This is a genomic window from Aminobacter sp. P9b (genome assembly GCF_045345995.1).
Lineage (GTDB): Bacteria > Pseudomonadota > Alphaproteobacteria > Rhizobiales > Rhizobiaceae > Aminobacter > Aminobacter niigataensis.
The window spans coordinates 2,640,864-2,664,452 of record NZ_CP150082.1 but is presented as its reverse complement, the minus strand read 5'-3'; the positions used below and the strand labels follow the sequence as shown (position 1 = coordinate 2,664,452).

The following is a 23,589-nucleotide window of genomic DNA, read 5'->3' as shown; positions in this document are numbered from 1 at the left end:
CTTTTGGCGCCGCTGGCGGCTTACGAAACGACGCCCAACTCTCGTCCGACTTCGCCGAAAGCGGCCACCGCCCGGTCAATGTCGGCAGCCGAATGTGCCGCCGACATCTGGGTGCGGATACGCGCCTGCCCCTTGGGCACGACCGGGAACGAGAAACCGATGACGTAGATGCCGCGCTTGAGCATCCGCGCCGCCATCTCCTGAGCGAGTGCGGCGTCGCCCAGCATGACGGGAATGATGGGATGGTCAGCACCGGCAAGCGTGTAGCCAAGCTTGCCCATGCCCGAACGGAAACGCTCGGCATTGGCATAGAGCTTTTCGCGCAAGGCGCCGCCTGAGGCGATCATGTCGAGCACCTTGATCGACGCTCCGGCGATCGAGGGCGCAAGCGTGTTGGAAAACAGGTAGGGGCGCGACCGCTGGCGCAGCCAGTCGACAACCTCGCGCTTACCTGCGGTGTAGCCACCCGAGGCGCCGCCCAGCGCCTTGCCGAGCGTACCGGTGATGATGTCGACCCTGCCCTCGACGCCGCAGTGCTCCGGCGTGCCGCGGCCGTGCTTGCCGACAAAGCCGACGGCATGGCTGTCGTCGACCATCACCATCGCCCCGTATTTTTCAGCCAGGTCGCAGACGCCGCCGAGATTGGCGATGATGCCGTCCATCGAGAACACGCCGTCAGTAGCGATCAGCTTGAAGCGGCTGCCTTCGGCCTTCTTCAGTTCCTCTTCGAGCGCTGCCATGTCGTTGTTGGCGTAGCGGAAGCGCTTGGCCTTGGAGAGGCGCACGCCGTCGATGATCGAGGCGTGGTTGAGGGCATCGGAAATGATGGCGTCGTCCTCGGAAAGCAATGTTTCGAACAGGCCGGCATTGGCGTCGAAACAGGAGGAATAGAGGATCGTGTCCTCCATGCCGAGGAACGCCGACAGCTTCGCCTCCAGTTGCTTGTGCTCTTCCTGGGTGCCGCAGATGAAGCGCACCGAGGCCATGCCATAGCCGTAGCGGTCGAGCGCCTTCTTGGCGGCGTCGCGCAACTCATGGCTATCGGCGAGGCCGAGATAGTTGTTGGCGCAGAAGTTCAGCACCTTTTCGCCGCCGACCTCGATCTCGGCACTCTGCGTCGAGGTGATGACGCGCTCGGACTTGTAGAGCCCTGCCGACTTCAGTCCCTCCAGTTCGGAGGAAAGATGGGACAAAAACGCGTTGCTCATGGCCAGCTTGCCGCCTCGAATTGGAGTGCATCTGGGCAAGTGTCGCGCCTGGCAAGGTGAAAATCCATCACAAAAGCGACGGCGGGACGAATGGACGCCATCCGCCCCGCCACCCCAGTCACGTCAGCTCAACGGCGCGCCGATGATGTCGATGCCGTTGCGGGCGCAAGCCTCGCTCAGCATGGCAATAACTTCGGGCGTCGGCGCTTCCTGCGGTGGGATCTCCGCCCTGGGGGCCGGAATGCTGACTTCGCGCACCATGCGCTCGAAGTCGCCGCCTGTGGTGATGGTCAGGCAGCGGGCGCCCTCGGCGGATTCGACGCGATAGCTGTGCGGAATGCCCTTCGGCGCCAGCAGGATCTGGCCGGCGCGGCCGTAGAGATCCTTGCCACCGACGTTGAAACGCACCACGCCCTCGAGGATGTGGAAGACCTCGTCCTCGTTGTGGTGAATATGGAGCGGCGGCGACGATCCGTATGGCATCAGGTGTTCGATGACGCTGATGGTGTCGGCTCCCGCCTGACCCGAAACCCGGATGGTTGCAAGCGTGCCGTTGAACCACAGCAGTTCGCCGTCATTCTCGGTCTTTGCATGAATGGTCACTGTGTTTTCCTTTCGAACAAGCGCGGCGCCGGGCCGCAGTGGCCTTGATCTAAGGGGCGAGCGTATCCGTTCGAATTCAGCAAAACCGAAAGCTGTATCTGTAACCTGAAACATTTTGCACCTGATATGAACCAGGATGCCGAGACAAGTCTGTTAGGAATACGACGCCCGCACGCGCCGCTTCCTTGACCGCAGCGGGGCGTCGGCCACGCTATCCTTGGCGCACATCAAGCCTGCGCCTTGGGGACAGCATGACCGACGCGACGATTTCGAGCATTCGCATCTTCCGGCAATGGCAGCCGTTTCGCGACGGCACCTATCGCTGCTCGGGCGGGCGCAGTGCGGAAGGCTTCGATTCGACCATCGTCGAGATCACCAGTCGCGACGGCACCACCGGATACGGAGAAATGGCGCCGCTGGGCAGCTTCTACGACCCGGCATTTGCCGCCGGCGCGCGCGAAGCGATGCGGGAACTGGCACCGCAAATGCTGGGCTGCGACGCATCGGGTATCGAGGCCCTGAACCGACGCATGGACCTGCTGCTCAAGGGCCATCCCTATGCGAAGTCGGCGCTCGACATGGCGCTGTGGGACCTTGCCGGCAAACGCTCAGGGCTGTCTCTAGCCGCGATGAGCGGCGGCGCGGAGGGATCGGCGCTGGCACTATATCGCTCCATCGCCCAACAGGCTCCCGACGCGATGGCCATGCGAGCGCAAAAGTACATCGCCGAGGGCTACCGCCGCCTGCAGGTAAAGGTCGGGCTTGACGTCAACGAGGATATTGCCCGGCTCGAGGCGGTACGGGCAAGCGTTCCGGCCGACACCGTTCTGTTTTGCGATGCAAATGCAAGCTGGGGTACGGCAGAGACACGCCGCTTCCTGTTGGCGACGCGCAATCTCGACTACACACTGGAGCAACCTTGCGCGAGCTACGAGGAGAACCTCGCCATCCGCCGCGCCACCGACCGGCCTCTTGTGCTCGACGAAACCATCGACGGTGTTGACGTGCTGGTCCGCGCCATATCCGACGGGCTGGTCGACGGGATCACCATCAAGCTGGCGCGTGTCGGCGGCCTGAGCAAGGCAAGACTGTTGCGCGACATCGCGATTGCCAAAAATCTCAAGGTCACCATCGAGGATACGGGCGGCGCCCAGATCGACACGGCCGCCTATTCCGGCCTGCTGTTGTCGACACCGGAACATCTCAGACAACACACCGTCGACTTCCACAACTGGGTGACGGTGTCGAACGCACGCGGCGATTTTGCCATCGCCGATGGCATGATGCGCCTGCCCGGCGGCCCAGGGCTTGGCCTCGACGTCGATGCTCACGCCTTTGGCGAGCCAATCTTCAGCTGCTCTACCTGAGAGGATGGCTGGACGGACACGCCCCCGCACCCGTCCAGCCCAGCATCGGCGCTATGGTAGCGGGGCGCCGACGACCTCGATGGAACTGTTCACGCGATTGTCCGGGAAAGATTCTCTCGAAACGGAAGGAGCCGGACGGCTCATCTGGCGAACCATCTGCTCAAACTCCCCACCCTGGGTGACGATGAGACAGGTCGCGCCATCGGCGGACAGTATCTGAAAATCGTGAGGAATCCCCTTCGGCGCCATGACGGTCTGCCCGACATGGGCGAGGAAAACCGTTTCGCCAACCTGGAAACGCATCATGCCTTCGAGAATATGGATGAGTTCGTCGCCGCTCAAGGTCACCTGCAGCGGCGACGAGCCGCCTGCGGGCATGCGGCATTCGATGATGCTGATCTGGTCGTTTTCGACGCTTGCGGCTGTGCGGATCGTCATGAGATTGTCGCCGAACCACAGGATCTGGCCGGCATTCTCGAACTTGGTCTGGGCGTTCATCGACAATATCCCCTCTGCCCGTCCGGCGAAAAACTGCCGTACGCCCTTGGGGATTATCGACGCCATGTATCCGCCTGACGTCGAGAAGCAGGCGGTGTGTTTCAAAGTCATGAAACAATTCGCGCTATAGGCGAACTGTAATCGCACCAGCTAAACTACAAAGCGAACCATGGACGCACCGTAGCGACTTGCGCCTGCCAACAAGAAAACGGCCGCATGGCGTGTCCATGCGGCCGTTACGACCTTCAGCGTGTCAATCGAAGGCCTAGAAGAAAGCCTGCAGACCTGTCTGGGCGCGGCCCAAAATCAGCGCATGCACGTCATGAGTGCCTTCGTAGGTGTTCACGGTCTCGAGGTTCTGCGCGTGGCGCATGACGTGGTAACCGATCTGGATGCCGTTGCCGCCATGCATATCGCGGGCCTGGCGGGCGATGTCGAGCGCCTTGCCGCAGTTGTTGCGCTTGACGAGGCTGATCATCTCGGGCGCGAACTTGTGCTCGTCCATCAGGCGGCCGACGCGCAACGAGCCCTGGAGGCCGAGCGCGATCTCGGTCTGCATGTCGGCCAGCTTCTTCTGGTAGAGCTGCATGCCGGCGAGCGGCTTGTTGAACTGCTTGCGGTCGAGGCCGTACTGACGGGCACGGTGCCAGCAATCCTCGGCGGCGCCCATGACGCCCCAGGAAATGCCGTAGCGGGCGCGGTTGAGGCAACCGAACGGACCCTTGAGGCCCGAAACGTTCGGCAGCAGCGCATCTTCGCCGACTTCCACGCCTTCCATGACGATCTCGCCGGTGATCGAGGCGCGCAGCGACAGCTTGCCGCCGATCTTCGGCGCCGACAGGCCCTTCATGCCCTTTTCAAGCACGAAGCCGCGGATCTGGTTGTCGTGGGCCGCCGACTTGGCCCAGACGACGAAGACGTCGGCGATTGGCGCGTTGGAGATCCACATCTTCGAGCCGCTGATCTTGTAGCCATTCGCGGTCTTTTCAGCGCGGGTCTTCATGCCGCCTGGATCGGAACCTGCATCCGGCTCGGTCAGGCCGAAGCAGCCGATCCACTCGCCCGAGGCAAGCTTGGGGAGGTACTTCTTGCGCTGCTCCTCGGAGCCATAGGCATATATCGGGTACATCACCAGCGACGACTGCACCGACATCATCGATCGGTAGCCCGAATCGACGCGTTCGACTTCGCGGGCGACCAGGCCGTAGGTGACGTAGCCGGCGCCCAGGCCGCCATACTCCTCGGGAACGGTGATGCCGAGCAGGCCGGCCTCGCCCATCTCGCGGAAGATCGCCGGATCGGTCTTCTCGTCGAGATAGGCTTCCTCGATGCGCGGCGCGAGCTTGTCGGCAGCAAAAGCGGCCGCGCCGTCGCGTACCATGCGCTCGTCTTCGGACAGCTGGTCTTCGATCAGGAAAGGGTCGGCCCAGACAAAGCTGCCGCCGCCGGCCGGTGTGGATGCGCTCATGGTTCCTCCGGAGAATGGTGATTTTCCGTCATTCTAGACCGCTTCAGCACTTTTCGCTAACAAGTAATCTCGTAAGGTTTATGCGTAAATTCGATCAACTCAAGGCCAGGCCCGACGATGCGCCGCAGCTATGTCCCCACGATTGCAGAGCTTGAGGCCTTCCGCGCCTGCGCCGGCCTCGGCACGACAATTCGCGCCGCCGATCACCTCGGCCTGACCCAGAGCTCGGTCAGCCGTTCGATCGGCCAGCTCGAGGACCGGCTGGGCGTGGCGTTGTTCCACCGCGTCCGGCAGCGGCTGGCGCTTTCCGATGCCGGCCGCCGCTTCGCTCGCGATGCCGAGGCGATCCTCGACAGCCTGCATGAGGCGGCGGTGCGTACCATGGCCTTCGGCGGCCAGTCGGACGTGCTGAGCATCGCGGTGCTGCCGACATTGGCCGACCGCTGGCTGATCCCAAGACTCGCGGGCTTCCACGCCGCCCATCCGCACGTCGCCATCGACCTTGCGGTGCGGCTGGAGACCGTCGACCTAGAAACAGAAACTTTCGACGCCGCGATCCAGCGCGGTCCGGCAGAGTCGGGACAACCGGGCATCGTCCGCCTGTTCGACGAGGAGCTTGTGGTGGTGGCTTCACCGGCTTTGCTGGACGGGCGCGCCGCCCTCGATGATGCCGAGCTTGCCGCGCTGCCGCTGCTGCAGCAGTCGACCCGGCCGACCCTGTGGCTGCGATGGTTCCAGGCCGCTGGCATCGATCCACGCACCACTTTGCGCGGCCACCGTTTCGAACAATTCTCCATGGTGGTCGAGGCGGCGGTCGCCGGGCTCGGCGTGGCCCTGGTGCCGGAAGTGTTGGCAGAGCGCGAACTCGCCGCCGGCAGACTGGTACTGGCCTCACCCAACCGCATTGCCGGCGAAGTGCCTTACCGGCTCGCCTTCCGGCCCGGCAGCGAGGACCGGCCCGGCTTGCGCGAATTCGTCCGCTGGTTGGCGGCCGAAGCGGCGGACCAGCCGGTCAGATTCTGAGTCCAAACCTGATGCCGTCATAGATGGCGGCGTGGATGTTGCGCGCCTGCACGGCATCGCCGATGCGCAGCAGCAGGAAACGGCCATCCGGGTTCTTGGCCGGGAAGATGTCGCCGCCATGGATCAGGCGCTCGTAGTCGATGGCGCCGCCATTTTTCGACAGCGGCTTGAGCTCGAGATAGAGCTCGTCGAGCGGCAACGTGCCATACTCAACGACCACCTGATCGACACGGCGCTCCTCGTGCCAACCCTTGGCGTAGTCGGAAAAAAGGGTAGCAACCAACTGATTCCCTTCGCGCCTGACCGACTTCAGCCGCGTGTTGATGGTGATTTTCACGCCAGAGCGATGAAACGCCTCCATGTAGGGCACGTGGTTCATGCCGCCGATCTCAGGGGCAAAGAAGCGCTCCGGCGTCAGCAGTTCGAGCTTGCTGCCTGCCTTGCCGATCAGTTCGGCAGCCGTCATGCCCTGGTGGCCGCCATTGTCGTCATAGAGCAGCACATTCTCGGCCGGCTTGACGCTGCCGGCGATGATATCCCAGCTCGACGTGACCAGATCGTCGCCCGCATCGAGCGGCGGGCTCTGCGGCAGGCCGCCGGTGGCAATCACCACGGCATCCGGGTCGAGCGCCAGCACGTCGTCCACACCCGCCCAGATGTCGTAGCGGATCTCTACGCCGAGCCGCTCCAGCTCGGCCAGCCGCCAGTCGACGATGCCGATCAGCTCGCGCCTCCGCGGATTCTGCGCCGCAAGCCGCACCTGGCCGCCGGCCTGGCTCGATGCCTCCAGCACGGTCACCTTGTGCCCGCGCTCGGCCAGCACGCGCGCAGCCTCAAGGCCGGCAGCACCGGCACCGACCACGGCGACACTGCGCAGCGGGCCATCGGTGCGGGAAATGACATGGGGGATCGTCGCCTCGCGGCCGGTGGCGGCATTGTGGATGCAGAGCGCGCCGCCGCCCTCGTAAATGCGGTCGAGGCAGTAGGTTGCGCCGACGCACGGCCTGATCTGGTGCTCACGGCCTTCCATCACCTTCTTGACGATATGCGGCTCGGCGATGTGGGCGCGCGTCATGCCAACCATGTCGAGCTTGCCGGCGGCGATGGCGTGGCGGGCCGTGGCGACATCCGATATGCGCGCGGCGTGGAAGACCGGGAATTTGGTCGCCGCCCTGACCTCGCCGGCGAAATCGAGATGCGGCGACGACGGCATGCCGTGCAGCGGGATGACACCGGTCAGTGCTGCGTCGGTGTCGATATGGCCGCGGATGATGTTGAGGAAGTCGAATTTTCCCGACGACGCCAGGCGTCGCGCGATCTCGATGCCCTCCTCCTTCGACAGGCCCTTGTCGAAGTCCTCGTCGGCGACCATGCGGATGCCGACGACGAAATCGGGACCGACAGCAGCGCGCACGGCATCGATCACCCGCCAAGTGAAGCGCAGCCGGTTGTCGAGCGAGCCACCATAGTCGTCGTCGCGGTGGTTGGTCGCCGGAGACCAGAAGCCGTCCATCAAATGGCCGTAGGCCTCGAACTCGATGCCATCGAGCCCGGCCGCCTGCATGCGCTGGGCGGCCGAGGCATAGTCGGCGACGATACGCTCGATGTCCCAGTCTTCGATGGTCTTGGGGAAGGTGCGGTGGGCGGCTTCGCGCACCGGGGAAGCGCTGAGCACCGGCAGCCAGTCGGCCTTGTTCCAGTTGGTGCGGCGGCCAAGGTGGGTGATCTGGATCATCACCTTGCAGTCGTGCTCGTGACAGTCGTCGACGAGTTCGCGCAGCCAAGGCACGATCGCGTCGTCATAGGCGTGGAGATTGCCGAATGCGGCCGGGCTGTCGCGCGAGACGATGGCCGAGCCGGCCGTCATGGTCAGCGCCATGCCGCCCTTGGCCTTCTCGGCATGGTAGAGCCGGTAGCGCTCCTTGGGCATGCCGTCTTCGGAGTATGCCGGTTCGTGGCTCGTCGACATGACGCGGTTCTTCAGCGTCAGGTGCTTGAGCCGGTATGGCTGGAGAAGCGGGTCGTTGCTGGTCATTGCCTTCCTGCATTATCCGGCGCTAATACACGCCACTCGAAAACCGATGCCGGCGCGGCAACGCGACTTTTCGCGGACAATCGCGCCGATGCAATGAGCCAAGCCCAGCCCAAGAGCCGCCCAATGACCATCACCGATACCCTCACCCAGCTCGGCACCAAGGTCGAAACGCCGACCTCGCCGGAAACCGCAGTGCTCGAAACCGTGCCCTACACCCGCGTCGAAGGCCCGCCGGCCATCGTGCGCTTCACCTGCCCGGAATTCACTTCGCTCTGCCCGGTGACCGGCCAGCCCGACTTCGCGCACATCGTCATCGATTATGCGCCGGACAAGATGCTGGTCGAATCCAAGTCGCTGAAGCTGTTCATGGTGTCGTTCCGCAATCACGGCGCCTTCCACGAGGATTGCACGGTCATGATCGGCCGCCGCGTCGTCGAAGCGACAAAGCCGCTGTGGCTGCGCATCGCCGGCTACTGGTATCCGCGCGGCGGCATCCCGATCGACGTGTTCTGGCAGACCGGCACGCCGCCGGAGGGATCGTGGCTGCCCGAAACGGGTGTTGCGCCCTATCGCGGCCGCGGCTGAGCCGGGAATTTCGAGCACGTTGCTGGCAACGCGGCGGAGTGTCACGAACCGCCATATCCCTGCATGTCAGCTGGATCGCGTGCACCGTGGCGCACCGCGTGAATGACAACCTCGTCGCCTCCGTGTTCATAAAAGATCAAATATGGATAAGGTCTTGTGTTGATCCGCCGGATGCCGTCTTCGTCGGTCAACCGGCCGACCTCGGGATGACGCTGCAGCAATTCCGTGATCACCTTGATGCGCTTTGCCACCTTTTTGGCCGCAGACGGCGATTCAGCCGCGATGTGATCGAGTATCCCCTCAAGATCGGCAAGTGCCGGAAGGGTGTAGCGCAATCTCATGCGCCGTGCTTCGCCCAGACCGCCGCGACATTTTTCTCCGAAGCAAATTCACCACGAAGGGCAGCCGCGCGGGATCTTTCGATGGCAACTCGCTCGTCAGCCGTCAGCAGAACAGGCGCCACAGCACCAGCACCTACGAGTTCAAAGATCGCGCGGGCAATCTCGTCCTGGTCATCCCTGGAGAGCTTTCGAGCTGCCTCCAATGCCTGTTCGAGTAGCTTGGTCATGTCTCATCCTCGCATATGTGGAGACAATATTTCGCTCCCGCGAGTCCTCCGTCAATACCACGCGTCTTCCATCGACGTCTTCTTGCGCGTCATGAAGTCCTGCAGCGCCTCGTCGATGCCGGGGTCGAGCGGCGGCGCCTCGTATTCGGCGAGCATCGTCTTCCAGCGCTTGTTGGCGCGGGTGGCAGCGTCGACCGAGCCTGCCGCCTGCCACTTCTCATAAGGCTCGTTGTCGGCGATGGCCGAATCCCAGAAGGCCGTCTCGTAATTGGCCATGGTGTGGGCGCAGCCAAAGAAGTGGCTGCCGGGGCCGACCTCGCGGAAGGCGTCGAGCGCCAACTGGTTGTCGTCGATCTTGACGCCGTCGAGATAGGTGTGCAGCGCGCCGCAGAAATCGGCGTCCATGACGAACTTCTCGTAGGACATCGACAATAGCCCGTCGAGGAAGCCGGCGGAATGCAAGATGAAGTTGGCGCCGCAATGGACGGCGGCCAACATCGACATGGTGCCTTCGTTCATGGCGTGAGCATCGGGCAGCTTCGACGTGGTGAAGTTGCCGGAGCAGCGCAGCGGCAGATTGAGCCGGCGGGCCAGTTGCCCAATGACCATCGAGCCGATGGCCGGCTCGGGCGTGCCGAAAGTCGGCGAGCCCGAGCGGAGCGACATCGACGACAGGAAGTTGCCGAAGATGACAGGCGCGCCGGGCCGCTCGAGCTGGGTCAGCGCACAGCCGGCCATGGTCTCGGCCAGCGACTGGGCGATCGCGCCGGCATTGGTGACCGGCCCCATGGCACCGCCGAGGATGAAGGGCACCACAACCGCCGCCTGGTTGGCGCGGGCATAGGCGCGCAGGGCGGTGGTCATGGTCGCGTCCCAGACCAGCGGCGAATTGACGTTGACGTTGCCGAGGATGACGCAGTTCCGGTCGGTGAATTCCTCGCCGAAGACGATGCGCGCCATGTCGATGGAGTCTTCAGCCCGGCTCTCCAAGGTCACCGAGCCCATGAAGCCGCGGTCGGAATAGCGGATATGGCTGTAGACCATGTCGAGATGGCGCTTGTTGACCGGCACGTCGACCGGCTCGCAGATCGTGCCGCCGGAATGATGCAGCCAGGGCGAGGACTGCGCCAGCTTCACGAAGTTGCGGAAGTCCTCGATAGTGCCGTAGCGGCGGCCGTTGTCGAGATCCATGACAAAGGGAGAGCCGTAGGCCGGCGAAAACACCACGCTCTTGCCACCAATCTCGACCGAACGCTCGGGATTGCGGGCATGCTGGGTGAAGGTCGCGGGCGCCGTCTTGAGCACTTCGCGCAACAGGCCGGGCTCGAACTTGACCAACACGCCCTCGACCTTGGCCCCTGCCCGTTTCCAGTGATCGAGCGCTACCGGATCGTCTCGAAACTCGATGCCGATCTCGGCGAGGATGCGGTCGGCCGTCTCCTCGATGCGGACCAGGTTTTCTTCCGACAGGATGTCGTAGGTCGGGATGTTCCTGACGATATAGGGTCGGCCATGCGCTTCGGGTCCGTGCGAACGCTGTTCGCGACGCGCGTTGCGACCGCCGCGCTCACGGCGTTTGGCAGGCTCTGCCTGGGTTTCGGGGGCGACTACGTTCATGCAGGGCTCCTGAACATTCCAGCATGAAGCTAGCCTTTGGCAGCGCGGCTGTGACGCTTGAAAATCCTGATTGTTTGCATAAGCTGCATTTATGCAAAGCCTGCGCCATCTGCTGCCATCCGCCGGCAGCCTCATCGTCTTCGAAGCGGCAGGACGGCTGGCGAGCTTCACCGCCGCCGGCCGCGAGCTCGGCATGACCCAAGCGGCGGTCTCCTATGCGATCCGCGGACTGGAGGACCAGTTCGGCGCCAAGCTGTTCCAGCGCCGCCACAGGCAGGTGCTGCTGACGGAGGCCGGCGAGCGTTTCCATGCCGACGTCACGCTCGGCTTGTCGCATATCCGCAAGTCGGCGGAGGAGCTCAGGGCACGGTCCGGCGGCATGCATGTCACGCTGTCGGCCTCGACCGCCTTCGCCTCGTTCTGGATGATGCCGCGGCTGCAGAAATTCCGCGACGACCTGCCCGGCATCGACCTGCGCATCCAGACCGCCGACCGCGACCTTGATCTCGTCGCCGAGGGCATTCCTTTGGGCATCCGCGGCGGCGAAGCCACCGACTGGCCGGACTATGAGCTGCTGCAGATCGCCGACGAGGAGGTCTATCCGGTCGCCGGCCCGGCCTATCTGGCGCGCGCCGGCACGCCTGAGACACCAACGGAGATGACCCTGCACCACCTGATCCATCTCGAAGAGCCCTATCGCCCGGCCGCGACCTGGAACGAGTGGTTCCAGTCGGCCGGCCTGAATGGCGCCGTTGCCAAGCGCGGGCTGGTCATCAACGACTATGTGCTCGTCATCCAGGCGGTGATGGAGGGTCAGGGCATCGCGCTCGGCTGGCGCCATCTCACCGATCGCCTGATCGCGGCGGGGCTGCTGGTCCGGCTTTCCGACCACGTGATGACGACCGGCAAGGGTTTTCACGTTGCTTGGCCGAAGAACCGTCCGCTCAGCGAGAGCGCGGAGAAGGTGCGCGACTGGTTGGCCGCTCAGGCTTAAGGCTGGCTTCTTTTATTGACAGGTGTTTCCGCCAACTATGCAACTCGGCCTGTCCGTGCCGAACCGAATCCAGCTATGATACCAAGATGCCCATTCGCCAGCTTTCCGAAACGATGATCAACCAGATCGCCGCCGGCGAGGTCGTCGAGCGACCTGCCAGCGTGGTCAAGGAACTGGTCGAGAACGCGCTCGATGCCGGTGCGTCGCGCATCGAGGTCGCCACCGCAGGCGGCGGGCTCAACCTGATCCGCGTCGTCGACGACGGTTCGGGCATGCCGGAGGAGGAACTGGCACTGGCGATTTCGCGCCACTGCACTTCAAAGCTCGGCGACGACATCCTCGACATCCGCTCTCTCGGCTTCCGGGGCGAAGCGCTGCCTTCGATCGGCTCGGTATCGAAACTCGCCATCCGCTCGCGCACGCGCCAGGCCGACAGCGGCGCCGAGATTGCGGTCGAGGGCGGGCGCGTCTCGTCCGTGCGGCCGGCACCGACCAACCGGGGCACATCGGTCGAGGTGCGCGACCTGTTTTTCGCCACTCCGGCACGGCTCAAGTTCATGAAGACCGAGCGCGCCGAGGCGACGGCCATCGCCGACATCATCAAGCGCATTGCGATTGCCTTCCCGGCCGTGCGCTTCACCCTGTCCGGCACCGACCGCTCGACGCTGGAGCTGTCCGCGACATCGGACGACGTCGAAGGCAGGCTCGCCCGCATCGCCCAGGTGATGGGCACCGACTTCCCCGACAATTCGATCGTCATCGATGCCGCGCGGGAGAGCGTTCGACTGGAGGGCCATGTCTCCATCCCGTCCTACACCCGCGGCAACGCGCTGCAGCAATATGCCTATGTCAACGGCCGGCCGGTGCGCGACAAGCTGATCGCCTCGGCGATACGCGGCGCCTATGCCGACGTCCTGCCGCGCGACCGCCATGCGGTGACGGTGCTGTTCCTGTCGCTCGACCCGGCCTTTGTCGACGTCAACGTACATCCGGCCAAGGCCGACGTGCGCTTCCGCGATCCGGGGCTAGTGCGCGGCCTGATCGTCGGCGCGATCCGCCAGGCGCTGGCCGGCGCGGGCATCCGACCAGCAACAACAGGCACGCAGGCGATGATGGGGGCTTTCCGGCCGGGAACCACCAGCTACGGCCACCCCGGCCCGGCCAACGGCCATCGCGCCTACAATCCCGACTTCAGAGCGGCAACCTCGGCAGGCTACGAGCCGCAACGCTCGCCATTCCGGCCACTCGATGCGGGCTTCGCCGAGGCGGCACAGGCGAGCTTCGACACGGGTCCGCTGCACAGCGCCGATGCCCGCGCCGGGCTGACCGAAGTGGCGGAGGTGCTGTTGCAGACCGAACTGGGCGCCGCCCGGGCACAGGTGCACGAAAACTACATCGTCGCGCAAACGCGGGATTCTCTTGTCATCGTCGACCAGCACGCGGCTCACGAGCGGCTGGTCTATGAGGCGCTGAAGAACGCCTTGCATTCGCGCCCGGTGCCGGCGCAGATGCTTTTGATGCCGGAGATCGTCGACCTGCCGGAAGAAGACGCCGAGCGGCTGGAGCTGCATGCGGAAACGCTGGCCCGCTTCGGCCTCGGCATCGAGCGCTTCGGTCCGGGCGCAGTCGCCGTGCGCGAGACGCCGGCCATGCTTGGCGAGACCGACGTCACCCAACTGGTGCGCGACCTCGCCGACGAGATCGCCGACAGCGACACGTCGGATACGCTCAAGGAGCGGCTCGACGCCATTGCCGCGACTATGGCCTGCCATGGCTCCGTGCGATCCGGACGGCGGTTGCGGCCTGAGGAGATGAACGCGCTGCTGCGCCAGATGGAAGCGACGCCGGGTTCCGGCACCTGCAACCACGGCCGGCCGACCTATATCGAACTCAAGCTCGCGGACATCGAAAAGCTGTTCGGCCGGCGCTGACGCATTTCGCCGCCCACCGCCCAAAGGCGGCAGCTTGACCTCGGGCATTCGGTAGCCGTAAAAGCCGAGCAAGGAAGTTGAGCACAAAGCGATGATGAACCGTTTCGAAGGCCCCGGCGCACGCGAAGCCCGCATCCGCTATCTCGACGGCGATTTCCAGGTGACCAGCCCCGGTTCCTTCGTGCGCTGTGCGGTGACGTCCGACTCGATCCCGCTTGACGAGCTCAAATACTGGAGCGTCGCCCGCCAGGAGCCCTATCGCGACGCGGCGGTCTCGCTGGCACGCGAGATCGATATGAACCCGGATCTGCGCAAGCGCCGCTAACGGCCCTCAGCCAGCAATCTTCCGCCGGCGCCAGGCATCGAGTGTTTCGTCGACGATGCGCTCGGCCGAATGTTCGATGTCGAACACCGCATCGATCTCCAGCACGTTGAGGCGCTCGAGGAATTCCGGCGATGCCGCGCCGTGGCGCAGGCGCGCCGCGTCCTTGGACGTCGTGAGCAGTTCCAGTTCGCCGGCGTCGGCCGCTGCCACCAGATCGTCCAGTTCGTCCGGAAGATAGAAATGATGGTCGGCGAAGGCGTGCGCCAGAACCACGGTGCCGCCAGCCTTGCCAACCGTGTCGAAGAACTTTTCGGGATGGCCGATGCCGGCAAAGGCCAGGAAGCGCCGCCCTGCGAAGGCCTTCTTGCCGCGCGGCCGGGCCGTCGCCGAAAAGACCGGTTTTCCGGCCCGCGCTGCCTGGCGCACGACGGAATCGGCCCTTTCGCCCTCGCCCATCTTGAGGATGGCATCGGCAAACCGGAGCTGGTCGATCAGCCGGGCGCGCATCGGACCGCCTGGAATGACGTGGCCGTTGCCCAGGCCGAAACGCGCATCGACCACGATCAGCGCATAGTCGATATGGATGCGCGCGCTCTGAAAGCCGTCGTCCATGATCAGGAAATTGCAGCCCCGCTCGATGAGCAGGCGTGCGCCGGCCGCCCGGTTGGCGGAGACGGCAACCAGCGCGTGCTCGGCGAGCAACAGCGGCTCGTCGCCGACATGCTTGGCACTGTCATGGCGGGTGTCGACGACATGCGGCTCGGCGAAGCTGCCGCCATGGCCACGTGACAGGAAGCCGGGCACCAATTGCATGCGCTTGGCCTGCCTGGCGAGCGCGATCGCAATCGGCGTCTTGCCGGTACCGCCGACGGTGAAGTTGCCGACGCAAAGCACGGGAGCGTCCATCTTCTCCCGGCGGGCCGATTTCATGCGCCGGCCGGCGACGAAGGCATAGAGCGACGACACCGGGTAAAGCGCGTAGGCGCGCCAATCCGGCTTTTCCCACCAGAAAGGAGGCGCTTCGCTGGCCAGCTCTACCTCCCGCCCGCGCCCTTGAGGCGCGACTGAACGATCAGCGGATGGATGAATGGCTCCAGCGACTTCAGCGTGCGGGCGAGCGCGCCGCGCATTTCCTCGACCGTCAAGGCGCCAGCCGCCATCATGTCGTGCCGCGCGATCTCGTTGCCGAGCAGGAAGTTGACCGCGCCTGCGAGCATGTCGCGGTCGCGCACGATCTTGGCGCCACCGCGGTCGATCAGCCGCTGATAGGTGTCGCGGAAATTCTGCACGTTGCGCCCAGCAAGCACCGCAGTGTCGAGCATCGCCGGTTCGAGCGGGTTCTGGCCGCCCTGCGAGGTCATGGATCGGCCGACAAAGGCGATTTCGGTCAGGCGCAGATACAGCCCCATCTCGCCGATCGTATCGCCGAGAAGGATGTCGGTGTCGGGCAGGATGTGGTCGCCGCTACTGCGACGAGCAACCTTGAGGCCCATGCCCGTCAGTTCCGTCATCAAGGCGACGGCACGATCGGGGTGACGCGGCACGATGATGGTCAGCAGATTGCGGTGGCGGTTGCGCAGCATGGCGTGCACTTCCGCCGCCATGACCTCCTCCCCGTCGTGAGTGGAGATGGCGGCCCAGGTCGGCCGGCGGCCGATCTGGCGCTGGACCGAATGCAGCGCGCGCTCATCCGCCGGCGGCGGCGACGTATCTACCTTGAGATTGCCGGAAACGGTAACGGGACGCGCCCCGAGAGCGCGAAAACGCTCGCCGTCGACCTCCGACTGGGCGACCACATGGGCCATGTTTTCGAACAGCGCCTCGGCGATGTTGGCGCGCCTCTTCCACGAAGCGAACGACCGGTCGGAAAGCCGTCCGTTGACCAGGATCTGCGGCACGCGCCGTGCGCCGAGCTCGAGGATGGTCATCGGCCAGATTTCAGATTCGGCGATGATCGCGAGGTCCGGATGCCAATGATCGAGGAAACGGCTGACCGCCGGCTTGAGGTCGAGCGGTACGTATTGATGGATGACGCGATCGCCCAGGCGCTCTTCCACGACCTGCGCGGAGGTAACCGTGCCGGTCGTCAGCACGACATGGATGCCGTAGCCCAGTATGGCCTCGATCAGCGGCACCACCGCGATCGTCTCGCCGACGCTCGCCGCGTGGAACCAGATCAGCGGACCCTCGGGCCTTTCGCGGCTCGGCACGCCATAGCGCTCGCGCCGGCGATTGCGGTCCTCCTTGCCCTTGGAGGCACGCCAGGCGACATAACCGCCAACCATCGGATAGGCAGCGGCGCCCGCATAGCGATAGGCTCTCAGAAATGCGCGGGCCCAGCGTTCGCTCATCGGGGACCGTCCACCAGACCATAGGCCTTTTCTGTCGCCCGATTGAGCGCGGCGGTCACCTCGACGCGGATCCGTTCCATCTCGGCATCGTCGGCATCGGCAGGCACTTGGATCAACGGCTCGACGATCACCGCGCATCCGCCGAAAGGCAGGCTGATCGTGGTCTTGTCCCAGGTCTTCTCCAGCACCTTGCGCCGGCTCGTGGCAATCGCGATCGGCGCGATCGGCCGACCCGACAGGCGGGCCAAAAGGACGATGCCCATGCCCGATTCACGCGGAGTGCCATGCGGAATGTCTGCAATCATGGCAACGTTCTTGCCGGCATCAAGCGCCTTTTTCAGGGCAATCAGCGCGGTCGCGCCGCCCTTTTTGAGCCTGCTCTTGCTTTCCCGTCCGCCAGAGCCGCGCACGGCCTCGATGCCGAATTTTTCGACCACCTGAGCGTTGAGCTCGGCATCAGCGCTGCGCGAGACCATCGCCACCAGACCGCGCTTGTTTGGATAGATGGCCGGCGCCAGCAGGTGCTGGCCGTGCCACATTCCGAATACAAGCGGCTCGCTATCGGCGTAGGTATAGGAGGCGAGATCAACGGAGCCCTCGACCAGAGGGTTGGTCCGGCGAATGAAACTCAGGCCATAGGCAAACAGGTTGGTGATTGCGGCCTTGGCGAAACGCGACTGGGCGAGCGGTTCGCGAATGCGCCGCCAGAACGTCTTGGGTGCCTTTCTGGCACGCTTTTTCTTCGCCGCAGGCCTCGCGGCCGGCGGCGCCATGCCAGGTTGCTCCATCAGTTCTGACCGGTCGCCTTCGTATCCGGCTCCAGCAGCCGATGCAGGTGGACAACGAAGTAGCGCATATGGGCGTTGTCGACGCTCCCTTGCGCCTTCGCCTTCCAGGCAAGCTCGGCCGACTTGTAGTCGGGATAGACGCCAACGATGTCGAGCGCATCGAGATCGCGGAACTCGGTTCCGCCGAGTTTCGTCAGCTCGCCGCCGAACACCAGATGCAAGAGCTGCTTTTTTCCGTCTTCTTCGGACATCTTCTTCCTTGATTCATCATCTCAGGGCCCGCCTGATCTAGACCAAACCGGGCCGTTTTGGAACAGTTTGCAGTTCGTCAGCCTTCTTAACCGGCAAGCACCCCTGCCATGACGTCGAGCATCGCCCCGCTGCCAGCCATCAGCGCGCCATGGACGATCTCCCTGCCAGCAAAGGCCGGCAGGCCGCCGTGGCTGTCGAGCAGCTTTCCGCCGGCCTCGGCCAATATCAATTCGGCTGCGGCAATGTCCCAGTCGTGTGCGTTCGGCTTGACGAAAGTTGCATCGAGCGCGCCGCTGGCGATCATCGCCAGACGATAGGCGAGAGAAGGAATATACGCCTCGCGATCCAGCCTGCCCTGCCATTCCTCCGGCATCCGGTCGATCATCGCCTTGGGGCCGGCAATGCGCACGCGCTCGCCCGCATCACGCACCCTGATCGGGGCATCGTTGAGGAAAGCGCCGCCGCCCGCGACCGCCCAATAGGTCTCTTCGCGCGCCGGGCATTCGAGCACGCCGGCCAGCGACCGGCCGTTTTCGACGACGGCAACGCTGACGCACCAAGCCGTGCGGCCTTCGACGAAGCCGCGCGTGCCGTCGATCGGGTCGACCACAAAGGTGCGGCGCGCGCCAAGCCGGTCGAGATTGTCGGCGGTTTCTTCCGACAGCCAGCCGTAGTCCGGCCGCGCCGCCATCAGCGTTTCGCGTAAGTAGCGATCGGCGGCGTAGTCGGCCTCGCTGACCGGCGAATTGCCACCCTTGAACCAGACTTCCGGGCTTTGGCGGAAATAGCTCATGGCAATGCGCCCGGCCTCGGTGGCTGCCGTACGCAGCAGCTCGAGTTCGGCTCGAAGCTCCGCCTGGTCTATGATCTCAGTCTCCGGCAAGGGTCATGCCTTCGATCAGCAGGGTCGGCGCGGCGGTGCCGAAATTGCGGTCGAGGTCGCTCGCCGGCACCATGCGCATGAACATGTCCTTGAGGTTGGAGGCGATCGTCACTTCCGACACTGCCCAGGCAAGCTCGCCATTCTCGATCCAGAAGCCCGAGGCGCCGCGGCTGTATTCGCCGGTGACCATGTCGACGCCCTGGCCGAACACTTCGGTGACGTAGAACCCGCGCTTCAGCGAGCGGATCAGCTCTTCGGGCGATTTCTCACCGGGCTCGATGGCAAAATTGGTCGAGGATGGCGACACGGACGAGCCGCCACGCGCACCGCGACCGTTGGTGACCAGTCCCAGTTCTCGCGCCGCCGACGTCGACAAGAACCAATGATTGAGCACGCCCTTGTCGACCATCTTGAGCGTGGCACCTTCGATGCCCTCGCCGTCGAAGGGACGCGATGCCTGGCCGCGCTGCTTGAGCGGCTCGTCGATAGCGGTGATGGCGGCGGATGCCACCTGCTTGCCCATCATGTCGCGCAGGAAGCTGGTCTTGCGGGCCACCGAAGCGCCGTTGATGGCGCCGGCAAGGTGCCCGGCAATGCCGCGCGCGACGCGAGGATCGAAGACGACATCGACCGGCCCCGTCGCCGCCTTGCGCGCGTTGAGCCTCTTGACCGCGCGTTCGCCGGCATTGCGGCCGATGTCGGCCGCGGCATCGAGATCGGCGAAATGCAGCCGCGAGGAATAGTCGTAATCGCGCTCCATCGACGTGCCCTCGCCGGCGATGACGCTGGCCGAGCGCGAGAAACGCGAACCGACATAGTGGCCGACGAAGCCATGCGAGGTGGCGAGCACCAGGCCGCCAAGCCCCGCGGCAGCACCGGCGCCGGCCGAGTTGGTCACGCCCTTGACGGCAAGTGCGGCCTCTTCGGCGGCAAGCGCGTCTTCCCTCAGCCGCTCGGCCGACACCTCGGTGTCGTCGAAGAGATCGAGATCGCGCGGCGATGGGGCCAAAAGCGCCGCATCGGCGAGACCTTGATACGGATCTTCCGGCGACACCTTGGCCATTGCGACAGCGCGTTCTGCGAGGGTCTTGGGGTCGGACGCAGCAGTGGCCGATACGCTGGCAACCCGCTGGCCGACGAACACGCGAAGCGACATGTCCTCGCTCTCGGACGCCTCGGTGCCCTCGACCTTGCCCAGTCGCACCGAAACGCTGGTCGAACGCCCGCGCACGGCAACCGCATCGGCGGCATCGGCGCCGGCCCGTTTTGCCGCCTCGACGAGGCTCGCCACCCGGTCGGCCAGTTTCGCGGCGTCGTTGGTATCGTTCATTGGCATGTTCCGATTGCTTGCCGCATGGGTCACGGCCCGTCCCCTCCATCTATTGTCCCCGACCCGCTTGTGCAATGGGCGGGTGCATGGTCAAACGACCCTAGCCAGGCACATCGCCGCACAAATCTTCGGGAATTCGCATGTCCGCACAGGCTCAGGCACCGGCAAAATTCACCACCGGCTCGACCATGCGCCATGTCGTGGTCATGACCGGCACCGGGTCGATCGGGTTGATTGCGATCTTCATCGTCGACGCGCTCAACCTGTTCTACATTTCGTTGCTCGGCATCGAGGAACTGGCTGCAGCAATCGGCTTTGCCTCGACGCTGCTGTTCTTCACGCTTTCGATCTCGATCGGCTTCACTATCGCCTGCGGCGCATTGGTGGCCCGCTGCCTCGGGCGCGGCCAGCGCGAAGAGGCCGCGCGCATGGGTGGCGCCTCGATGGTCTTCATGGGGCTCGCCACGCTGGTGATGACGCTGGCTGCAATGCCGTTCCTGCGGCCCCTGGTTGCGCTTCTTGGCGCGACTGGCGAAACGCTCGAGCTGTCGACACGTTTCCTGCAGATCGTGCTGCCGTCGTTTCCGATCATGGCGCTCGGCATGTGCACGACGGGCATCCTGCGCGGCGTCGGCGACGCGCGGCGGGCAATGTATGTGACTCTGGGCAGCGGCATCGCGGCGGCGATCCTCGACCCGATCCTCATCTTCGGCTTCGATCTCGGCCTCGACGGGGCGGCGATCTCAACGGTGCTGACGCGCTTCGTGATGCTCGCCATCGGTTTGCATGGCGCCCATGTCGTGCACAGACTGATCCGGCTTCCAAACTTGAGCGGCTTGCGCGACGCGGTGCGGCCGTTCTTCGCGATCGGTGTTCCGGCGATGCTGACCCAGGTCGCCACACCCGTGGGCAATGCCTATGTCACGATCGAGATGGCCGCTTTCGGCGACCAGGCCGTTGCCGGCTGGGCGATCATCGGCCGCCTGGTGCCGGTCGCCTTCGGCGTCATCTTCGCGCTCTCGGGAGCGGTCGGACCGATCCTTGGCCAGAATTACGGCGCCCGCAAATTCGACCGGCTGACGACGACGATGCGCGACAGCCTGCTGTTCACCATCGTCTACGTACTGGCTGTATGGGCGCTGCTGGCAATCTTCGCCAATCCTATCGCCAGCGCGTTCGGCGCCGACGGCATTGCGCGCGACCTGATCGTGTTCTTCTGCCACTTCGCAGCCGGCAGTTTCCTGTTCAACGGCGCGATCTTCGTTTCCAGCGCCGCCTTCAACAATCTGGGCTATCCGACCTATTCGACCGTCTTCAACTGGGGCCGCTCGACGCTCGGCGTCATCCCCTTCGTCTGGGCTGGCGCGCATTACTGGGGCGCCATCGGCGTCATCGCCGGCTGGGGCCTCGGGGCGGTGGTGTTCGGCGTCGCGTCGATGATCGTCTGCTTCCGCGTCGTCAAGGCGATCGCCAACGAGCCGCAGCATCAAGACGAAGCCGTGCCGACACCGCCGCCGGCCGCACAGTCGCCTTTCTCCACCGGCAAGGCATCGACGCTGCAATAAGCGCGTGCGCCGCAGCGGAACTACTGCAGGATTTCGTCGACAGCGCGCTTGAGTTCGTCCTTGATCGCCACCGTCTCGGCCATGACCTGGTCGATCTTGAGGAAATCGAGCGCCCTGAAGCGCGACACGGGCGGTCGCAGGAAAATGTCGGGTGGGTTCTGGCTCAGCTTGTTGGCGATGATCGACTGCATCATCAGCTGGCTAGCACCGAACATCAGGTCGATCGAATTGGGCTGCTTGCGGCCGTTTTCAAACGGTGCGCCGACGACATCGATGGCGATGGTGAAATCGGCCACGCCATCGAGCAGATCGAACGGCACAGGGTTGTAGATGCCGCCGTCGATATAGAGCGTGTTGCCGCGCAATACCGGCTTGAAGACAGCCGGAATCGCCGCAGATGCGGCGAGCGCCGAGAACAGCTCGCCTTCCTCGAATACCGACAGGCAATGGCCGTAGTAGTCAGTCGCCGTCACCTTGAGCGGCAGCTTGAGTTCTTCGAACGTCGCCGGCACGCCCTCGGGCAGGAATGCCTTGAGAATGCGCTCGACATTGAACTGGGTCACCCTGATGCCGCTTTCGACCATTTCGGAAAGCGTGCCAGGCCGCGCCCGCCACATGCGGCTGGCGACTTCGGCAGGCCGGCCGAGCACGGCCCGGGAATGCTCGTGGATCTCGCGGCCGCTCAGGCCGGCAGCCATGCCTGCCCCCATGACGGCGCCGATGGACGAGCCGGCGATCGCCACCGGCTTGATGCCGAGCTCGTCGAGTGCCTCGATGACGTGGATATGGGCAAGCCCGCGTGCGCCGCCGCCGCCGAGCGCAAGGGCGAAGGTCGCGCTCATCCCTTGCTCGTTTCTGCAAATTTCGGGCCGAGGATCATCACTGCCGGCTCGACCGTCAGGAGCTTGCGCGCAGCAGCCTTCACCTGATCGAGCGTCACCGCATTGATCAGGTCGATCCGCCGCTGCATGTAGTCGATGCCGAGCTTGTCGGTCTGCAGGTCGACCAGCGTGCTGGCAATGGCGCCCGAGGAGTCGAGATTGTTGATCGCATAGGCGCCAAGCATGTACTTCTTGGCCGCCTCGAGTTCGGCCTCGGTGGGGCCATCTTCCGCCATCTTGCCAATCACATCGCGAATGACGGCCAAGGTCTCCGCAGCCCTGTCGGAACGGGTTGCCGTGCCGATGATCAGCGACGAGGCGTGTTCTTGGTTGATCAGCGCGGAACTGACGCTATAGGCCAGCCCACGCTTCTCACGCACTTCGTCGAACAGACGCGACGAGAAGGTGCCGCCGCCAAGGATGTGCTCCATCAGCGCAGCCGCAAGGAAATCGGGCGCTTCGCGCGGCACGCCGGGGTAAATCAGCTGCAGCGAGGTCTGCGGCAACGGGTACTCGATATGCATCGTCTGGCGCAGCTTGGGCTCGACGCGCTCGACGGCTTGCAGCTCCGCCTTTTCCGGCAAGCCGCCGAAGACCTGGTCCAGCCGCTTCTTCAGCGTCTCGGCATCGATCGCCCCGACTACCGCGACATGGATGTTCTGGCGGGTGAAATTGGCCTTGTGGAAAGCGCGCAGGTCGTCGGCGGTGATTGTGGCGAGCGACTTTTCTGTGCCCTGGTCGGGCCGGGCATAGGGATGTGCGCCATAAACCGCCTCGGCCCATTTGCGCGCCGCCTGGGCTTCGGGATCGCGGGCGTTGGCAACGATGCCGGAAACGATCTGCGAGCGGATGCGGTCGATCGGGGCCTGGTCGAAACGCGGTTTTTCGACCGCCAGCTTGAGCAGTTCGAACGCCTCGTCCTGTCGGTCGGCCAGCATGCGCATGCCGCCGCCGACCGCGTCGTTGCTTTCGTTGAAGCCCATTTCGGCGCCGGCTTCGTCGAGTCTGTTCTGGAAGGCATCGCTGTCGAGGTCGCCGGCACCTTCGTCGAAGAGACCGGTCATCAGATTGGCAAGTCCCTCCTTGCCGACCGGATCCTGGGTGCTGCCGCCATCGAACAGGAACTTGATGGCGATGATCGGCACCGAATAATCCTCGACCAGCCAGGCGGTGATGCCTTTGTCCGACTTGACCTCCTGGATGCGGACCTCGGCGCGCGCGGCAACCACCGCCGGCAGCACCAGAAATACCAGCGCCAGCATCAGCGTCAGCGCCGACATCGAAATCCTGAAACGCATTGCCGTAAGCGTGATCATC

At 64.5% G+C, this 23,589-nt stretch carries 23 protein-coding genes; 7 read left to right on the top strand and 16 right to left on the bottom strand.

Going from position 1 to position 23,589, the window contains the following annotated elements; all coding sequences use genetic code 11:
- Nucleotides 1–20: 20 nt before the first annotated feature.
- Together WHT83_RS13135 and WHT83_RS13130 are read right to left on the bottom strand one after the other, a co-directional pair.
- Nucleotides 21–1,208, bottom strand: coding sequence for a glycine C-acetyltransferase (locus tag WHT83_RS13135; protein ID WP_406871395.1), 1,188 nt, complete (start codon nucleotides 1,206–1,208; stop codon nucleotides 21–23).
- Between the two features lie 123 nt (nucleotides 1,209–1,331).
- The gene (locus tag WHT83_RS13130; protein ID WP_108608604.1) at nucleotides 1,332–1,811 is read right to left on the bottom strand and encodes a cupin domain-containing protein; all 480 of its coding nucleotides are present in this window, start codon (nucleotides 1,809–1,811) and stop codon (nucleotides 1,332–1,334) included.
- Nucleotides 1,812–2,062: 251 nt separating this feature from the next.
- Between WHT83_RS13130 and WHT83_RS13125 the strand changes: the two genes are divergently transcribed.
- The gene (locus tag WHT83_RS13125) at nucleotides 2,063–3,178 is read left to right on the top strand and encodes a mandelate racemase/muconate lactonizing enzyme family protein (RefSeq protein ID WP_108608605.1); all 1,116 of its coding nucleotides are present in this window, start codon (nucleotides 2,063–2,065) and stop codon (nucleotides 3,176–3,178) included.
- Nucleotides 3,179–3,229: 51 nt separating this feature from the next.
- On the opposite strand, the gene WHT83_RS13120 is transcribed toward WHT83_RS13125, so the two are convergent.
- The gene (locus tag WHT83_RS13120) at nucleotides 3,230–3,742 is read right to left on the bottom strand and encodes a cupin domain-containing protein (RefSeq protein ID WP_159097876.1); all 513 of its coding nucleotides are present in this window, start codon (nucleotides 3,740–3,742) and stop codon (nucleotides 3,230–3,232) included.
- 199 nt (nucleotides 3,743–3,941) lie between these two features.
- Complete coding sequence (locus tag WHT83_RS13115) at nucleotides 3,942–5,144, bottom strand: acyl-CoA dehydrogenase (RefSeq protein WP_183262069.1); 1,203 nt, start codon at nucleotides 5,142–5,144, stop codon at nucleotides 3,942–3,944.
- 117 nt (nucleotides 5,145–5,261) lie between these two features.
- On the opposite strand from WHT83_RS13115, the gene WHT83_RS13110 reads away from it, so the two are divergent.
- Nucleotides 5,262–6,167, top strand: coding sequence for a LysR family transcriptional regulator (locus WHT83_RS13110; protein ID WP_108608608.1), 906 nt, complete (start codon nucleotides 5,262–5,264; stop codon nucleotides 6,165–6,167).
- On the opposite strand, the gene WHT83_RS13105 is transcribed toward WHT83_RS13110, so the two are convergent.
- Nucleotides 6,157–8,202, bottom strand: coding sequence for an NADH:flavin oxidoreductase (locus WHT83_RS13105; RefSeq protein WP_108608609.1), 2,046 nt, complete (start codon nucleotides 8,200–8,202; stop codon nucleotides 6,157–6,159). The genes WHT83_RS13110 and WHT83_RS13105 overlap by 11 nt on opposite strands.
- 123 nt (nucleotides 8,203–8,325) lie before the next feature.
- Here WHT83_RS13105 and queF point away from each other — a divergent pair, with 123 nt between their 5' ends.
- A complete protein-coding gene (gene queF / locus WHT83_RS13100; RefSeq protein ID WP_108608610.1) occupies nucleotides 8,326–8,787 on the top strand; it encodes a preQ(1) synthase in 462 nt (153 codons plus the stop codon).
- A gap of 41 nt (nucleotides 8,788–8,828) precedes the next feature.
- Here the strand turns inward: queF and WHT83_RS13095 are convergent, their stop codons facing one another.
- From WHT83_RS13095 to WHT83_RS13085, 3 genes are read right to left on the bottom strand one after another with little or no spacing between them, the layout of a single operon-like run.
- A complete protein-coding gene (locus WHT83_RS13095; protein WP_108608611.1) occupies nucleotides 8,829–9,128 on the bottom strand; it encodes a type II toxin-antitoxin system RelE/ParE family toxin in 300 nt (99 codons plus the stop codon).
- Nucleotides 9,125–9,355 (bottom strand): hypothetical protein, encoded by a 231-nt coding sequence (locus WHT83_RS13090; RefSeq protein ID WP_108608612.1) that lies wholly within the window; start codon nucleotides 9,353–9,355, stop codon nucleotides 9,125–9,127. The genes WHT83_RS13095 and WHT83_RS13090 overlap by 4 nt, the downstream gene beginning before the upstream one ends.
- A gap of 51 nt (nucleotides 9,356–9,406) precedes the next feature.
- Nucleotides 9,407–10,972, bottom strand: coding sequence for a trimethylamine methyltransferase family protein (locus WHT83_RS13085; RefSeq protein WP_406871394.1), 1,566 nt, complete (start codon nucleotides 10,970–10,972; stop codon nucleotides 9,407–9,409).
- Nucleotides 10,973–11,063: 91 nt separating this feature from the next.
- On the opposite strand from WHT83_RS13085, the gene WHT83_RS13080 reads away from it, so the two are divergent.
- The 3 genes from WHT83_RS13080 (at nucleotide 11,064) to WHT83_RS13070 (ending at nucleotide 14,222) form a co-directional block, all read left to right on the top strand.
- On the top strand, nucleotides 11,064–11,966 hold the full coding sequence (locus tag WHT83_RS13080) for a LysR substrate-binding domain-containing protein (RefSeq protein ID WP_406871393.1): 903 nt from the start codon (nucleotides 11,064–11,066) through the stop codon (nucleotides 11,964–11,966).
- A gap of 86 nt (nucleotides 11,967–12,052) precedes the next feature.
- Nucleotides 12,053–13,897, top strand: coding sequence for a DNA mismatch repair endonuclease MutL (gene mutL, locus WHT83_RS13075; RefSeq protein WP_406871392.1), 1,845 nt, complete (start codon nucleotides 12,053–12,055; stop codon nucleotides 13,895–13,897).
- Between the two features lie 91 nt (nucleotides 13,898–13,988).
- Nucleotides 13,989–14,222 (top strand): DUF2093 domain-containing protein, encoded by a 234-nt coding sequence (locus tag WHT83_RS13070; protein WP_108608616.1) that lies wholly within the window; start codon nucleotides 13,989–13,991, stop codon nucleotides 14,220–14,222.
- A 6-nt stretch (nucleotides 14,223–14,228) separates the two neighbouring features.
- Here WHT83_RS13070 and lpxK read toward each other — a convergent pair whose 3' ends face one another.
- From lpxK to WHT83_RS13040, 6 genes are all read right to left on the bottom strand, one after another.
- Nucleotides 14,229–15,254: a tetraacyldisaccharide 4'-kinase gene (gene lpxK / locus WHT83_RS13065; RefSeq protein WP_406873974.1), complete on the bottom strand. Its 1,026-nt coding sequence runs from the start codon at nucleotides 15,252–15,254 to the stop codon at nucleotides 14,229–14,231.
- Nucleotides 15,255–15,256: 2 nt separating this feature from the next.
- Nucleotides 15,257–16,573 (bottom strand): lipid IV(A) 3-deoxy-D-manno-octulosonic acid transferase, encoded by a 1,317-nt coding sequence (gene waaA, locus WHT83_RS13060; protein WP_406871391.1) that lies wholly within the window; start codon nucleotides 16,571–16,573, stop codon nucleotides 15,257–15,259.
- Complete coding sequence (locus WHT83_RS13055) at nucleotides 16,570–17,361, bottom strand: lysophospholipid acyltransferase family protein (RefSeq protein ID WP_406871390.1); 792 nt, start codon at nucleotides 17,359–17,361, stop codon at nucleotides 16,570–16,572. Before WHT83_RS13055 ends, waaA begins: the two co-directional genes overlap by 4 nt.
- On the bottom strand, nucleotides 17,361–17,612 hold the full coding sequence (locus WHT83_RS13050) for a DUF4170 domain-containing protein (RefSeq protein WP_108608620.1): 252 nt from the start codon (nucleotides 17,610–17,612) through the stop codon (nucleotides 17,361–17,363). Before WHT83_RS13050 ends, WHT83_RS13055 begins: the two co-directional genes overlap by 1 nt.
- 86 nt (nucleotides 17,613–17,698) lie before the next feature.
- Nucleotides 17,699–18,496, bottom strand: a complete 798-nt coding sequence (locus WHT83_RS13045; protein WP_406871389.1) for a 3'(2'),5'-bisphosphate nucleotidase CysQ — start codon at nucleotides 18,494–18,496, stop codon at nucleotides 17,699–17,701.
- Nucleotides 18,483–19,826 (bottom strand): TldD/PmbA family protein, encoded by a 1,344-nt coding sequence (locus WHT83_RS13040; RefSeq protein WP_406871388.1) that lies wholly within the window; start codon nucleotides 19,824–19,826, stop codon nucleotides 18,483–18,485. Before WHT83_RS13040 ends, WHT83_RS13045 begins: the two co-directional genes overlap by 14 nt.
- A 140-nt stretch (nucleotides 19,827–19,966) precedes the next feature.
- On the opposite strand from WHT83_RS13040, the gene WHT83_RS13035 reads away from it, so the two are divergent.
- Nucleotides 19,967–21,391, top strand: a complete 1,425-nt coding sequence (locus WHT83_RS13035; protein WP_108608623.1) for an MATE family efflux transporter — start codon at nucleotides 19,967–19,969, stop codon at nucleotides 21,389–21,391.
- A gap of 20 nt (nucleotides 21,392–21,411) precedes the next feature.
- Here WHT83_RS13035 and WHT83_RS13030 read toward each other — a convergent pair whose 3' ends face one another.
- Entirely contained in the window at nucleotides 21,412–22,233 is an 822-nt protein-coding gene (locus WHT83_RS13030) for a patatin-like phospholipase family protein (protein WP_183262088.1), read from the bottom strand.
- Nucleotides 22,230–23,588, bottom strand: coding sequence for a M16 family metallopeptidase (locus tag WHT83_RS13025; RefSeq protein ID WP_406871387.1), 1,359 nt, complete (start codon nucleotides 23,586–23,588; stop codon nucleotides 22,230–22,232). The genes WHT83_RS13030 and WHT83_RS13025 overlap by 4 nt, the downstream gene beginning before the upstream one ends.
- Nucleotide 23,589 lies beyond the last annotated feature (1 nt).